Raw genomic sequence first — 13725 nt, 5'->3', positions numbered from 1 at the left:
TTTCATGGAGCAGCCTGATCTGGTGCTCGAGGTCGAGGTGAGCGACCGCCACACGACCGTCAAGGTGGCCGGTGACATCGACCTCCTGACCGCCGAGACGTTCCGGGACTACGCCTGTGACGAGATCGCGGCGCACCCGAAGTCACCCGTCATCGACATGACGGGCGTGGGCTTCGTGGACTCGTCGGGCATCAGCGCCCTCGTGGCGATCCGGCGCCATGCCGACGCCCTGGGGCTGTCGGTCGTGGTGGAGCCCTCGCGACGCGTCCAGGCGGCGCTCAAGCTGGCTGGCCTGACCGAGATCTTCCAGTCGGACCCCCCGGACGATCCCGGCTCCTCGCAGCCGGCCTGAACCACTCATCCGCTCCGGCGGAGCGCGTGCAGGTGGCCCGTGAGTGCGACCGCCAGGGTGATCGCTGCCGCGACCCACAACCCGGCGCCGAGCTGTAGCTCGAGCGCGGCGGCGCCGACCAGGGCACCGAGCAGGATCAGCCCGACGGCGGTCGCCCGGCGCGCGCTTCCGCCGCCCTGTCCGGACCCGAGCTTGGAGTCGGCCGCGAGCGCGGTGACGGTGGAGGTGACGACGACCGTCGTGACGTCCTTGACCGCGATGCGTCGCGCGGTGGCGGCCTGGATCCCCATCGCCGCGCCGAGCACCGTCGTGATCACGACGGTCGTCGCTGGGTCGGGGTCCGACGGGAGCACCAGCAGCAGCGTGCCACCGGCCGCCATGACGGTGCCGACCAGGGCGACGAGGGTCGTGGTCCGTCCGGACCACCCCGACGGGGCACGGCGCAGCACGCGCCCGCCCGTCGCGGCCCCGACCATGAATCCGACCAGTGCGAGCGCGGGACCGAGGACCGGCAGGTCGTCCGCCCCCGTCAGGCCCATGCCCAGGATCACGATGTTGCCGGTCATGTTGCCGGTGAAGACCCGGTCCAGTCCGAGGTACCCGACGGCGTCGACCACGCCCGTCGAGAAGGTCAGGGCCAGCATCAGGGCGAGGTGAAGGCGTTCGGCCGGGACGGCCCTGAGGCGGGTGATCACACCGTCGATGGTGGAGTCCGCGTGTGCCGTTCACGTCACGGGACTGTGACATGGGAGTCCTACGCTGACGCGATGATCCTCCAGCCCGGCACGGCGGTCCCCGTCGGTGCGACCTACCTGGCCTCGACCCCCGAGCACGTGCGCTGGGGGCGCCTGCCGTGCGAAGCGGACGCTCCGGTGCTGTCGGTCGAGAGCGGCAGCCAGGTCGTGATCGACACGATCAGCCACGAGGGGATCCTGGAGGACCAGGGTCGCGACCCGCTCGCGTTCTTCGGGTCGCACGGCGTGGGCGACGGCGAGGTCCTCGAGGATGCCGTCGCGCTGGCGGCGTCCGACCACCCGCGGACGTGGGGCGTCGACGGCCCGCACGTCGTGACCGGTCCGATCGAGGTCGCGGGTGCCGAGGTCGGGGACCTGATCGCGATGCACGTCCTCGAGACGGTGCCGCGGGTGCCCTACGGCGTCGTGTCGAACCGGCACGGCAAGGGTGCGCTCCCCGGGGAGTTCCCCCAGGACGGCGAGGTGTTCAGCGTGTTCTGCTCCGTCGGTGAGCGCGACGGTCGCGCCGTCGGGGTGCTTCCGGTCGCACCCGGATCCGAGCGCACGGTGGCCTTCGACCTGCACCCCTTCCTGGGCACGATGGGGGTCGCCGTCGCGGGTTCGGAGCGCCCGCACTCGGTTCCTCCGGGCCCGTTCGGCGGGAATCTCGACATCAACCTCCTGACCTCGGGCTCGACCCTGTACCTCCCTGTCCAGGTGGCGGGTGCGCTCGCCTACGTCGGCGACCCGCACTTCGCGCAGGGTGACGGTGAGGTGGCCCTGACCGCGATGGAGGCGTCGCTGCGCGTCCGGGTGGGGTTCGAGGTCATCGCCCGCGAGGACGCGCTGGCAGCGTTCGGGGAGCTCGTCGGGCCCGTGGCCGAGACGGCCGAGTACCTCGTGCCGACCGGCCTCGACCTCGATCTCGACGTCGCGGTGCAGCACTGCGTGCGGGCGGCCATCGCCCTGCTGCAGGCGCGATTCGGCATGGACCCCCGACATGCCTACGCCTACCTCTCGGCGGCGACGGACTTCCGCATCAGCCAGGTCGTCGATGTCGTCAAGGGCGTGCACGCGACGATCCGCAAGAGCGACTTCGCATGAGCGAGGTCGCGCGGGTGTCGCTGCGGAGCGGCCTGACCGCAGCGTTCTGGGAGTACGAGCGGGCGCTGATGGCGAACGACCTCGAGGCGCTCGACCGGTTGTTCGCGGCGTACGCGACGACCCTGCGGGGCGATGCCGGCGGTCTCCTCGTGGGTCATGACGCGATCAGTGCCTTCCGCGGGTCCCGGGGCGGCGCTCCCGCTCGCCGCATCGTCGCGACGCACGTGCAGGAGATCGACGATCGGCACGCCCTGGTCGTCGCGGTCACGGAGCTCGCCACCGGCGGACGCGGCCAGCAGACCCAGCTGTGGCGGCACGACGGCACCGCCTGGGCCGTGACGGCGGCGCACGTCGCCGGCTCGGCTCCCGCCCTCGACCGACGCGTGTGGCGAGTCGTCGGCGACCCGCTCGTCCCGCCGACCGGCACCGGTCCGCTCGGCGGCGAGACCGTGGCGGTCAAGGACCTGTTCGCCGTCGCCGGTCAACGCATCGGCGCCGGCAACCCGACGTGGCTCGAGTCCGCACCCGTCGAGAACGAGAACGCGGCGGCCGTCGACGCGCTGCTGGGCGCTGGCGCATCGCTGCGCGGGCTGGCTCGCACCGACGAGCTCGCCTACAGCCTGGCCGGCACCAACCCGCACTACGGCACACCGCCCAACCCGCGGGCGCCGCACCGGATCAGCGGCGGTTCGACGTCGGGCCCGGCCTCCGCGGTGTCGCTCGGGCACGCGACGATCGGCCTCGGCACCGACACCGGGGGCTCGATCCGGGTTCCCGCGGCCTATCAAGGGCTGTGGGGGATCCGGCCCACCCACGGCGCCGTGTCGGCCGCCGGCCTGCTGCCGCTGGCGCCGAGCTTCGACACCGTCGGCTGGCTGACGCGCGGGCCTGACCTGCTCGCGGGTGTCGGCGCGGTGCTGCTGCCGGAGGACACGGCGGTGCCGGGCGACCTCGTCACCGCGAGTGGGCTGTGGGAGCTCGCCACCCCGGACGTCCGGGACGCGGTCGAGCCCCGCACGGCCGGCGCCGTCGACCTCGACTGGCCCGTGTCGGACCTGCCGACCTGGCTGGAGGCCTTCCGGGTCGTGCAGGCGGGGGAGGCGTGGGCGAGCCACGGAGCGTGGCTCGAAGGAAGGCTCGACGGGCTCGGACCCGACATCCGTTCCCGCTTCGAGGTCGCCGCGACCGTGACGCCGTCAGCGCTCGCGGCCGCCCGGGCGGTGGTCGACGAGGTCCGCGACCAGATCCGCGACCGACTCGCGGGGCGGGTCCTGCTCCTGCCGTCGGCCTCCTCCGTCGCCCCCTCGGCGCTCGCCACCGCGGGTCTGGACGAGGTCCGGCGCGCGACGATGCTGCTGACGTGCATCGCCGGGATCGGTGGACTGCCGGTCGTCTCGGTCCCGGTCGAGACCGGGGATCGGCTGCCGGCCGGGCTGTCCCTCGTCGGCCCGGCCGGGAGCGACCGTGCGCTGATCGACCTGGCGCACGCCCTCGCTGACTGAGACGCAGCGGCCCGCCGGACGAGCGGTATCGACGCACCCAACGGGTGGGGATCCACTCTTAACGCCAGTGAAACGCGCGTGCCAGCGTCGGCAACATCCGGGGCCTAGCGTTTCGCGACGTGGAGCTGAGCGCGTTCAACACCCTGTCGGCCGAGGCGGCCGCGGGCGTCGTGCGGCCGTGGGCGGACGTCCCGGGCTGGGTCGGCGCCATCGTCGAGGGACGGCCCTATCCGGACCTCGAGACCCTGCTCGCCCTGGCCGACGCCGAGGCCCGGACCTGGACCGCCAGCGACGTCGACCGTGCGCTCGTGCACCATCCCCGCATCGGGGAGCAGGTGGCCGGGACCGGCGCCGAGCAGGACCTGTCGCGGGCCGAGCAGGCATCGATCGGTGACCGCGCCGACGACGTCGACCTCGCGCTCGCCGCGGGCAACGCCGCGTACGAGCACCGGTTCGGCCGGGTCTTCCTGGTCCGGGCGAGGGGTCGAACAGCGCCGGAGATCCTCGAGAACCTCACCGCGCGGCTCGACCACGACGACGCCACCGAGATCGAGGTCGCCGCCGACGAGCTCCGCCAGATCGCGCTGCTTCGACTCGAGGGGACGTTCGCCTGATGCCGAGCCTGTCCACCCACGTCCTCGACGCCGCCCGGGGCGCTCCCGCCAGCGGACTGGCCGTCGACCTGCTCGAGGGCGACGTCGTCCTTGAGAGCGCCGTGACCGACCCCGACGGCCGTGTCGCGTGGGGCTCGGCACCGGGTGCAGGCGTCCTCCGGGTGCGGTTCGCGACGGGACCGTGGTTCGCCGCAGCTGGACGGGAGACGTTCTTCCCGGTCGTCGAGGTGACGGCCGAGCTGACCGAGGGCTCCGAGCACGTGCACCTCGCCCTGCTGCTGAGCCCCTTCGCGTACACGACCTACCGAGGGAGCTGACATGGCCGACGGCGACATCGTCCTCGGGGCGAACCAGTACGGCAAGGCCGAGTGCCGGCTCGTCCGGATCGACCGGGAGACCCCGGTCCACCGCATCACCGACCTCACGGTCACGTCGCAGCTGCGGGGGGACTTCGCCGCGTGCCACACCGACGGGGACAACAGCCAGGTCGTCGCGACCGACACCCAGAAGAACACGATCTACGCGTACGCCCGCGACGGCATCGGGGCACCCGAGGAGTTCCTGATCCGTCTCGGACGGCACTTCACCGACGACTTCCCGTGGGTCACGGGTGGCCGGTGGGAGGCCGAGCAGCACCCCTGGGACCGCATCGCGGTGGCTGGCTCCCCGCACGACCACGCCTTCGCCAGGGCCGGCGGCGAGGTGCGCCGGACCGTCGTCCAGCTCGACGGCGACGAGACCCACGTCGTGTCGGGTTTCACCGACTGCACCGTGCTGAAGTCGACCGGCTCGGAGTTCGGCGGCTTCCCGCGGGACCGGTACACGACCCTGGCCGAGACCGACGACCGCATCCTCGCGACGTCGGTCACGGCGTGGTGGCGCTACACCTCGTCGACCGTCGACTACGACGCGCGATACCTCGAGGTCCGCGACCTCATGCTCGAGACGTTCGCCTCGGTCCACTCGCTCGCCCTGCAGCAGACGATCTACGCGATGGGCGCCGCCGTGCTGGAGGCCTTCGACGACATCGGCGAGGTCGTCCTCTCCTGCCCCAACAAGCACCACTTCCTGGTCGACCTCGAGCCGTTCGGACTCGACAACCCCGGCGAGGTGTTCTTCGCCGCGGACCGTCCGTACGGCCTGATCCAGGCCACGGTCCAGCGCGAGGGCGCGCCGCCGGCGCCGGCCGCGTGGGCCACCGTCGCCGGGTTCTGCTGATGCGGCTCGACGCGGTCCAGGCCCAGCGCGTCCTGGTCGGCGGCACCTTCGTGCCGGCGACCCTGCACCTCGTCCGCGGCACGATCGGCGAGATCGGGGCGTACGAGGACGCGCCCGACGGCGTAGTGCTCCGGGTCCCCGACTCGGCCTACGTCGTCCCGGGCATCGTCGACACCCACGTCCACATCAACGAGCCGGGGCGCACGACGTGGGAAGGATTCTCCTCCGCCACGGAGGCGGCGGCGCTCGGTGGCGCGACGACCTTGCTCGACATGCCGCTCAACAGCATCCCGCCGACCACGACGGTCGAGCACCTGCGGCTCAAGCGAGAGGCCGCCGCCGGACAGCTCATGGTCGACGTCGGCTACTGGGGCGGAGCGGTGCCGGGCAACGTCGGCGACCTCGAGCCGCTCTGGGACGCCGGCGTGTTCGGCTTCAAGTGCTTCCTCGCCGACAGCGGCGTCGACGAGTTCCCACCCCTCGACCCAGGACAGTTCATCGCGGCGCTCCGGGAGATCGCCCGCTTCGACGGGTTGATGATCGTGCACGCCGAGGATGCCGCCGTGCTGGCCGAGGCTCCCGCGCAGCCCAGCCGGTCCTACCGCGACTTCGTGCTGTCGCGACCTGACACGGCCGAGACCGCGGCGATCCAGCAGGTGCTCGACGGTGCCCGCGAGACCGGGGCGCGGGTCCACATCCTGCACCTGTCGAGTGCTCGGGCCCTCGACCTGATCGCCGACGCCAGGGCGGAGGGCCTCCGGGTCACGGTGGAGACGTGCCCGCACTACCTCAGCTTCGCCGCCGAGACGATTCCCGACGCGGCGCCGCAGTTCAAGTGCTGTCCGCCGATCCGCGACAGCGGCAACCGTGAGGCGCTCTGGCAGGCGCTGCGGGACGGGATCATCGACTGCATCGTCAGTGACCACTCGCCCGCCACGGTCGAGGAGAAGCAGCGCGGTGGAGGCGACCTGCAGCAGGCGTGGGGTGGCGTCTCGGGGCTGCAGGTCGGCTTCAGCGTGCTCGCGCAGGAGGCGCGTCGGCGGGCGGTCGGTCTGGAGAGCCTGAGCCGCTGGATGTCGCGCAACACCGCCGACCTGGTCGGGCTCGAGCGCAAGGGTCGGATCGAGATCGGCGCCGATGCCGATCTCGCGGTGTACGACTCCGGTGCCGAGTTCCGGATCGAGGCGACCCGGTTGGCGCACCGCAACCCGATCTCGGCGTACGACGGCATCCGCTACGGCGGTCGCGTCACGCGATCGGTCGTGCGGGGCAATGCCATCGACGTCGACCGGGTCGACCACACGTACGGGCGGGAGCTGGTGAGGGCATGAGCGAGCGGATGCGGGAGACGAGTCATGGCGTTTGATCAGGTCAACCCCCCGCCTCGGCTGCTGATGGGCCCGGGCCCCGTCGACGCCGATCCGCGGGTCCTCCGCGCGATGTCGGCGTCCTTGATCGGTCAGTACGACCCCGCCATGACGACCTACATGAGCGAGGCGATGGCGCTCTACCGCGAGGTCTTCGCGACGGCCAACCAGCAGACGTTCCTGGTCGACGGGACCTCGCGCGCCGGCATCGAGGCCGCCCTCGTCTCGCTCCTGGAACCGGGCGACCGGGTGCTGGTCCCGGTGTTCGGCCGGTTCGGCCACCTCCTGACCGAGATCGCCGAGCGCTGCGCCGCCGAGGTGCACACGATCGAGGTGCCCTGGGGCGAGGTGTTCGCGCCCGAGCAGGTCGAGGATGCCGTCCGCCGGGTCCGACCGAAGGTGGTGGCGATCGTGCAGGGCGACACCGCGACGACGATGTGCCAGCCGCTCGCCGACCTCGGTGAGATCTGTGCTCGACACGATGCCCTGCTCTACTGCGACGCGACGGCCTCGATCGGTGGCAACGATCTCCGGACGGACGAGTGGGGGCTCGACGTCGTGACGGCGGGCCTGCAGAAGTGCCTCGGTGGGCCGTCGGGCAGTGCGCCGATCACCCTGTCGGACCGTGCGGTCGCGGTCATCGAGGCCCGGCGTCACGTCGAGGCCGGCATCGCGACCGACGAGGACGTCGACCGTGGCGTCCGGATCGCGTCGAACTACTTCGATCTCGCGATGGTCATGGACTACTGGGGCGAGCGCCGGCTCAACCACCACACCGAGGCGACGTCGATGCTCTACGGCGCCCGCGAGTGCGCCCGGCTCCTCGTGGCCGAGGGAATGGCGGCAGCGGTCGACCGACACCGGCTCCACGGTGCCGCGATGCTCGCCGGGGTCGGCGGTCTCGGCCTGCAGGTGTTCGGCGACCTCGCCCACAAGATGAACAACGTGGTGGCCGTGCACATCCCGGACGGGATCGACGGGGACGCGGCACGCGGGGCGATGCTGACCGACTACGGGATCGAGATCGGCACGTCGTTCGGGCCGCTCCACGGCAAGGTCTGGCGGATCGGGACGATGGGCCACAACGCCCGGAGGGACGCGGTGATGGTCACGCTGGCGGCGCTCGAGCAGGTGCTGCGCGCCGGCGGCACCCCCATCACGGCCGGCGGTGGCGTCGCGGCGGCCGCCGAGGTGTACGCGTCGGAGGGGGCGTGACGACGGCGGCCGAGGTCCTGGCACGGTGCGCCCAGCTCGACCGGTTCACCGCGAGCCCGGCCTTCCTGGAACGGGTGTACCTGTCGCCGGAGCACGCGCAGGCCAATGCCGCGGCGGAGGAGTGGATGCGCCTGGCCGGCATGCGCACGTGGGTCGACGCCGCCGGCAACCAGTACGGCCGGGTCGAGGGCCGCGAACCCGGTCTGCCCGCGCTGCTGCTGGGCTCCCACCTCGACACGGTGCCGGACGCGGGCAGCTTCGACGGGATGCTGGGGGTCGTGATGGCGATCGCCGTCGCCGAGCGTCTGCGCCACCGGACCCACGAGCTGCCGTTCGCGCTCGAGGTCGTGGGATTCAGCGACGAGGAGGGCACCCGCTTCGGCAAGGCCCTGCTCGGCAGCTGTGCCGCCTCGGGCCAGTGGGACCCGGCGTGGTGGGACCTCACCGACGCCCGAGGGACGACCCTGCGTGAGGCGTTCACCGACTTCGGGCTCGACCCCGAGCGCGTCGCCGATGCCGCCCGGCGACCGGAGGAGCTCGTCGGCTACCTCGAGGCGCACATCGAGCAGGGCCCCTACCTGGAGGCGGCCGGCGCCTCGCTCGGCCACGTCACGACGATCGCCGGGGCGCGACGCTTCGAGCTCACCGTCGTGGGGGAGGCCCGGCACGCAGGTGGCACCCCCTACGAGCGTCGCAAGGACGCGCTGCAGGCGGCGGCTGCCGCCATCACGGCGATCGAGCGGATCGGGCGTTCTGCGGGTGTCATCGCCACGGTGGGGCGGGTCGAGGTGCAGCCCGGCGCGGTCAACGTCATCGCGGGCCGCGCCGACTTCAGCCTCGACCTGAGGGCCGAGGCCGATGCCGACCGGGACCGGGCCTGGGGTCTGATCCACGACGAGATCGTGACGATCTGTGCGGCGCGAGGCACCACCTTCGCGTGGGTGCAGACGCACGAGGCGCCGTCGATGCCGTGCGCCCCGTGGCTCACCGAGGCCGTCGTCGCCGGCATCCGGGCGACGGGCGACCCCGATCCGATCGGCCTCTGGAGCCGGGCCGGCCACGACGGCATGGCGATCGGTGCCGTGACCGACATCGGCATGCTGTTCCTGCGGTGCCACGACGGCATCAGCCACCACCCAGCGGAGTCCGTGCGCGACGTCGACGTCGCCGCGGGTCTGGACGCGCTCGAGACGGCGGTGCTGGAGCTGGCGCTCACCACGGCTCCGGGGGGCCGCGCGTGAGCACGGTCCCCGAGGTGAGCACGCGATCGGAGGCGAATCAGGCGCCGGCCGACGTCGGCGCTCCGATCGACCAGCGCATCGCCAGCCGCTACGGCGACCTGTCGCCGCAGGAGCGGCGTGCCGCCGACGTGCTGATGGCGCACCTCGACGACCTCGCGACGTACCGCGCCGCCGAGCTCGCCGACCTGGCCGGCGTCTCCAAGGCGACGATGAGCCGGTTGTTCCGCCACCTCGGGTACGACGACTTCAGCGAGGTCAGGGAGCACCTGCGGTCACTGCGAGGCCGGGGTGTCCCGGTCACGCTCGACGGGGCGCCGAGCCTGGCGGCCCACCTGGAGCACGACGTTGCGAACCTGCAGCGGGCGATGTCCGGAATCGGTGAGGCCGGGCTCGATGCCGCGGCCGACCTGCTCGCGACCGCTCGGACCGTCGTGGTGCTCGGGCAGCGCAACAGCTACCCCGTGGCTCTCCACCTGCGGCAGCAGCTGGGCCAGGCCCGCGGCGGTGTCTCGGTCGCGCCGGCACCCGGACAGTCGGTCTCCGACGAGCTGATCGGCCTCGACGACCAGGACGCGGCCGTCGTGGTCGCCTTCCGTCGGCGACCGGCGACGACGGCCGGCATCATGGCGCTGCTGGCCGACCGGGGCGTGCCGACGATCCTGCTGGCGGACCCGTCGGCGCGTTCGCTGGCGAGCGGAGCGTGCGTGTGGCTGGAGTGCCCACTGTCGACGGCGTCGGCGTTCGACTCCTACGCGGCGGCCATGAGCGTCGTCGCGGTGCTGGCCGACCGGGTGCTGGACCGGTCCGGTCGCGAGGGCGAGGAGCGGGTCACGGCGATCGACGCGAGCTACCGCGACCTGACCGAGATCGAGGGTCGCTGACCCATGGACCTCGACACCGTGACCTCGCTGCGGACGGCCACCAGCCGCGGCGACCTCCGCCTGGCACCGGGCGAGGGGCTCCTGGCGGGCGGGACCTGGCTGTTCTCCGAGCACCAGGACCACCTGACGGGCCTGGTCGACCTGACGACGCTCGGGTGGGAGCCGTGGGCGTCGACCGACGACGGCGTGACGATCGCGTCGACCTGCACCATCGCGCAGCTGCTCGAGCTGACCGACGAGCACGGCGCGCAGCCGGACCTGTTCGGTCGCTGCGCGGACGCTTTCCTGATGTCGTCGAAGATCTGGCGCACCGCGACGGTCGGCGGCAACGTGTGCCTCGCGCTGCCGGCCGGCGCGATGATCTCGCTGCTCACCGCGCTCGACGCCGTGGCCCTGATCTGGACCCCGGACGGGGGTGAGCGGGTCGAGCCGGTCGAGGAGCTGGTCACGGGGGCGCAGGCCACGACCCTGCGACGGGGCGAGGTCGTGCGGTCGTTCGCGGTGCGGGGCGAGGCGTTGCGCGCACGGGCGGCCTTCCGACGCGCGTCCCTGACGTCGCTCGGCAGGTCGGCGGCGGTCGTGATCGGCCGACGTGACGGCGACGGGCTCGTCGTGTCGATCACGGCATCGACGCCGCGGCCCGTCGTGCTGCGCTTCCCGACCGTTCCCGACGAGGCCCAGCTCGCCGCGGCCCTGGACCCCCTTGCCTGGTACGACGACCCCCACGGTGCGCCCGACTGGCGCGAGGCCGTGACACGACACCTGGCCGCCGGGATCCGCGAGGAGCTGTCCGCATGAGGGTCAACGGTCGAGGCGTCGACGCCGCGCCACTCCCGGGCCAGTGCCTGCGCACGTTCCTGCGCCAGGAAGGAGCGACCGACGTCAAGAAGGGCTGCGATGCCGGCGACTGCGGCGCCTGCTCGGTCATGCTGGACGGTGTCGCGACGCATGCCTGCCTGGTCCCGGCGGTGCGCGCCGTCGGTCACGACGTCACGACCGTCGCGGGGCTCGGCTCGACCGAGGACCTGCACCCGGTCCAGCGCAGCTTCGTCGAGGCGGCGGGCTTCCAGTGCGGCTTCTGCACGGCGGGCATGATCGTGACCGCTGCCGCCGAGGACCTCGGCTCGTCTGCGGACCTGCCGCGAGCGATGAAGGGCAATCTGTGCCGCTGCACCGGCTACCGGTCGATCCGCGATGCCATGGCGGGCGTCGCCAACGTGGATCGTCCCGAGGCCGGCCAGGCGTGGGGCTGCTCGGTCGGCGCCCCCGCGGCGGCGCGGGTCGTCACCGGTGCCGAGCGCTACACCCTCGACGAGCCGGCGACGGGCCTGCTGCACGTCGCGGTGCTCGGCAGCCCGCACGCGCACGCGCGCATCACCGACATCGACACGTCGGCGGCCCGGGCCATGCCGGGCGTCCACCTCGTGCTGACCCACCACGACGTGCCCGACGTCTTGTTCTCGACGGGGCGCCACGAGAACCGTCTCGACGACCCTGACGACACCCGGATCCTGGACCCCGTGCTCCGCTTCCGCGGCCAGCGGGTCGCGGTCGTCGTGGCCGACTCGGTCCGTCAGGCCCGCGCCGCGTGCGCCGCGATCACCGTGGGCTACGACGTCCTGCCGTCGGTGCACGACCCTCGGGCCGCACGCGAGCCCGGCTCACCGCTCGTGCACGGCGAGAAGGATCCGGTCACGAGCCGGATCTCCGAACCGCGACGCAACGTGGTCGCGCAGCTGCACGACGAGCACGGCGACACCGCCGAGGCGCTGGCGGCGGCTCACGCCACGGTGACCGGGACGTGGCGCACGGCCCGGGTCACCCATGCGGCACTCGAGACCCACGGGGCCCGCGCCTGGATCGGGGACGACGGCACCCTGGTCGTGCGCACGAGCACCCAGGTGCCGTTCCTGGTCAGGGACGAGCTGGCGCGGCTGTTCGACCTCGATCCGGTGAAGGTCCGCGTCGTCGTCGGCCGGGTCGGAGGTGGGTTCGGCGGCAAGCAGGAGCTGCTGACCGAGGATCTCGTCGCCCTCGCGACGCTGCGCCTCGGCCGCCCGGTCCAGTACGAGATGACTCGATCGGACCAGTTCACGATCGTGCCGTGCCGCCATCCGATGGAGGTGTCCGTGACGCTCGGCGCCTCGGCCGACGGCACGCTGACGGCCATGGTGGTCGACGTCCTCAGCGACACGGGGGCGTACGGCAACCACGGTCCCGGCGTCATGTTCCACGGCTGCCACGAGTCGATCGCGGTGTACCGCTGCGCCAACAAGAAGGTCGACGCCGAGGCGGTGTACACCCACAACCTCCCGTCGGGCGCGTTCCGCGGCTACGGCCTGGGTCAGGTCATGTTCGGCATCGAGTCCGCGATGGACGACCTCGCGCGGGCCCTCGACCTGGACCCCCTCGAGCTGCGGCGCCGCAACGTCGTCGTGCCGGGTGACGACTTCGTGGTCGCGGCGATCGAGGAGTCCGATCTCGACTACGGGTCGTACGGGCTCGACCAGTGCCTGGACCTGGTCGACGCAGCCCTGTCGTCGGGCGAGGGCGAGGCCGCACCGTCCGGCTGGCTGTCGGGCGTCGGCACCGCACTGGCGATGATCGCGACGATCCCGCCACGTGGTCACTTCTCCTCGGTCCGCGTCGAGGTCGACGCCACGGGCACCTACACGGTCGACGTCGGCACCGCCGAGTTCGGCAACGGCACCACCACGGTGCATGCACAGATCGTGGCGGCCGAGCTGACCACGACGCCCGATCGAGTCGTGATCCGCCAGTCGGACACCGCCACGGCGGGCTACGACACGGGTGCGTACGGATCGACCGGGTCGGTCGTCGCCGGGAAGGCGGTGCACGTCGCTGCCGGGCGCCTGCGCGACCGACTGCTGACGGAGGGGGCGCGGGCTGCCGGACTCGCGACGGGCAGCGTCGGCCTGGGACCCGACGGTGTGGTGCTGCCCGGCGGCGAGGTCGTCGGCTTCGACCGGCTGGCGCCGGCGGGCATCGGCGCGAACGGATCCCACGACGGGTCTCCGCGGTCGGTCGCGTTCAACGTGCACGGGGTCCGGGTCGCGGTCGACCCGGCCACGGGAGAGGTGCGGGTCCTGCAGTCGGTGCACGCCGCCGACGCCGGTGTCGTGATCAATCCCGAGCAGCTGCGCGGGCAGATCGAGGGCGGTGTCGCCCAGGGGTTCGGCTCGGCGCTGTTCGAGGAGATGCTGCTGACCGAGGACGGTGAGGTCACCACCACCACGTTCCGCAGCTACCGGGTGCCCCAGATGGCCGACGTGCCAGTGACCCAGGTGATGTTCGCCGACACGGTCGACGGGCTCGGGCCCCGCGGTGCCAAGAGCATGAGCGAGGCGCCCTACAACCCCGTGGCACCTGCGGTGGCCAATGCGATCACCGACGCGATCGGCATCCGCCCCCGGGAGCTCCCGATGTCTCGCGACCGCGTCTGGCGGCTGATGCAGTGACCCGCCCGGGGTGGCGCT

13 protein-coding genes are annotated in these 13725 nt (G+C 72.6%); 12 read left to right on the top strand and 1 reads right to left on the bottom strand.

Annotated elements, in window-relative coordinates:
* The first annotated feature begins 4 nt into the window (after positions 1–4).
* Entirely contained in the window at positions 5–352 is a 348-nt protein-coding gene (locus V6S66_RS15255) for an STAS domain-containing protein (RefSeq protein WP_334207638.1), read from the top strand.
* Positions 353–357: 5 nt separating this feature from the next.
* Here the strand turns inward: V6S66_RS15255 and V6S66_RS15250 are convergent, their stop codons facing one another.
* Complete coding sequence (locus V6S66_RS15250) at positions 358–1047, bottom strand: YoaK family protein (protein ID WP_334207637.1); 690 nt, start codon at positions 1045–1047, stop codon at positions 358–360.
* A gap of 72 nt (positions 1048–1119) precedes the next feature.
* Here V6S66_RS15250 and V6S66_RS15245 point away from each other — a divergent pair, with 72 nt between their 5' ends.
* The 11 genes from V6S66_RS15245 (at position 1120) to V6S66_RS15195 (ending at position 13707) form a co-directional block, all read left to right on the top strand.
* Positions 1120–2190 carry an acetamidase/formamidase family protein gene (locus V6S66_RS15245; RefSeq protein ID WP_334207636.1) on the top strand — a complete coding sequence of 357 codons (1071 nt, stop codon included), beginning with the start codon at positions 1120–1122 and terminating at the stop codon, positions 2188–2190.
* Entirely contained in the window at positions 2187–3692 is a 1506-nt protein-coding gene (locus V6S66_RS15240) for an amidase (RefSeq protein ID WP_334207635.1), read from the top strand. The genes V6S66_RS15245 and V6S66_RS15240 overlap by 4 nt, the downstream gene beginning before the upstream one ends.
* A gap of 119 nt (positions 3693–3811) precedes the next feature.
* On the top strand, positions 3812–4306 hold the full coding sequence (gene uraD, locus V6S66_RS15235) for a 2-oxo-4-hydroxy-4-carboxy-5-ureidoimidazoline decarboxylase (protein ID WP_334207634.1): 495 nt from the start codon (positions 3812–3814) through the stop codon (positions 4304–4306).
* The gene (gene uraH / locus V6S66_RS15230) at positions 4306–4623 is read left to right on the top strand and encodes a hydroxyisourate hydrolase (protein WP_334207633.1); all 318 of its coding nucleotides are present in this window, start codon (positions 4306–4308) and stop codon (positions 4621–4623) included. Before uraD ends, uraH begins: the two co-directional genes overlap by 1 nt.
* 1 nt (position 4624) lies before the next feature.
* Complete coding sequence (gene pucL / locus V6S66_RS15225) at positions 4625–5524, top strand: factor-independent urate hydroxylase (RefSeq protein ID WP_334207632.1); 900 nt, start codon at positions 4625–4627, stop codon at positions 5522–5524.
* Positions 5524–6855: an allantoinase AllB gene (gene allB / locus V6S66_RS15220; protein WP_334207631.1), complete on the top strand. Its 1332-nt coding sequence runs from the start codon at positions 5524–5526 to the stop codon at positions 6853–6855. Before pucL ends, allB begins: the two co-directional genes overlap by 1 nt.
* A 24-nt stretch (positions 6856–6879) precedes the next feature.
* Positions 6880–8106, top strand: coding sequence for a pyridoxal-phosphate-dependent aminotransferase family protein (locus V6S66_RS15215; RefSeq protein ID WP_334207630.1), 1227 nt, complete (start codon positions 6880–6882; stop codon positions 8104–8106).
* Positions 8103–9347 (top strand): allantoate amidohydrolase, encoded by a 1245-nt coding sequence (locus tag V6S66_RS15210; RefSeq protein ID WP_334207629.1) that lies wholly within the window; start codon positions 8103–8105, stop codon positions 9345–9347. The genes V6S66_RS15215 and V6S66_RS15210 overlap by 4 nt, the downstream gene beginning before the upstream one ends.
* Positions 9348–9361: 14 nt before the next feature.
* Positions 9362–10228, top strand: a complete 867-nt coding sequence (locus V6S66_RS15205) for a MurR/RpiR family transcriptional regulator (RefSeq protein ID WP_334207628.1) — start codon at positions 9362–9364, stop codon at positions 10226–10228.
* A gap of 3 nt (positions 10229–10231) precedes the next feature.
* Positions 10232–11026 carry an FAD binding domain-containing protein gene (locus V6S66_RS15200; protein WP_334207627.1) on the top strand — a complete coding sequence of 265 codons (795 nt, stop codon included), beginning with the start codon at positions 10232–10234 and terminating at the stop codon, positions 11024–11026.
* Positions 11023–13707: a molybdopterin-dependent oxidoreductase gene (locus V6S66_RS15195; protein ID WP_334207626.1), complete on the top strand. Its 2685-nt coding sequence runs from the start codon at positions 11023–11025 to the stop codon at positions 13705–13707. Before V6S66_RS15200 ends, V6S66_RS15195 begins: the two co-directional genes overlap by 4 nt.
* Positions 13708–13725: the final 18 nt, after the last annotated feature.

The sequence above is a fragment of the Aeromicrobium sp. Sec7.5 genome (assembly GCF_036867135.1).
Lineage (GTDB): Bacteria > Actinomycetota > Actinomycetes > Propionibacteriales > Nocardioidaceae > Aeromicrobium.
This window is presented reverse-complemented; position numbering and strand designations above follow the sequence as displayed.

Bases quoted from the DNA above. Each gene is read 5' to 3' on its own strand.
- pucL (WP_334207632.1), top strand. From the start codon at position 4,625: ATGGCCGACGGCGACATCGTCCTCGGGGCGAACCAGTACGGCAAGGCC.
- V6S66_RS15255 (WP_334207638.1), top strand. From the start codon at position 5: ATGGAGCAGCCTGATCTGGTGCTCGAGGTCGAGGTGAGCGACCGCCAC.
- V6S66_RS15240 (WP_334207635.1), top strand. From the start codon at position 2,187: ATGAGCGAGGTCGCGCGGGTGTCGCTGCGGAGCGGCCTGACCGCAGCG.
- V6S66_RS15215 (WP_334207630.1), top strand. From the start codon at position 6,880: ATGGCGTTTGATCAGGTCAACCCCCCGCCTCGGCTGCTGATGGGCCCG.
- uraH (WP_334207633.1), top strand. From the start codon at position 4,306: ATGCCGAGCCTGTCCACCCACGTCCTCGACGCCGCCCGGGGCGCTCCC.
- V6S66_RS15245 (WP_334207636.1), top strand. From the start codon at position 1,120: ATGATCCTCCAGCCCGGCACGGCGGTCCCCGTCGGTGCGACCTACCTG.
- allB (WP_334207631.1), top strand. From the start codon at position 5,524: ATGCGGCTCGACGCGGTCCAGGCCCAGCGCGTCCTGGTCGGCGGCACC.
- V6S66_RS15200 (WP_334207627.1), top strand. From the start codon at position 10,232: ATGGACCTCGACACCGTGACCTCGCTGCGGACGGCCACCAGCCGCGGC.
- V6S66_RS15195 (WP_334207626.1), top strand. From the start codon at position 11,023: ATGAGGGTCAACGGTCGAGGCGTCGACGCCGCGCCACTCCCGGGCCAG.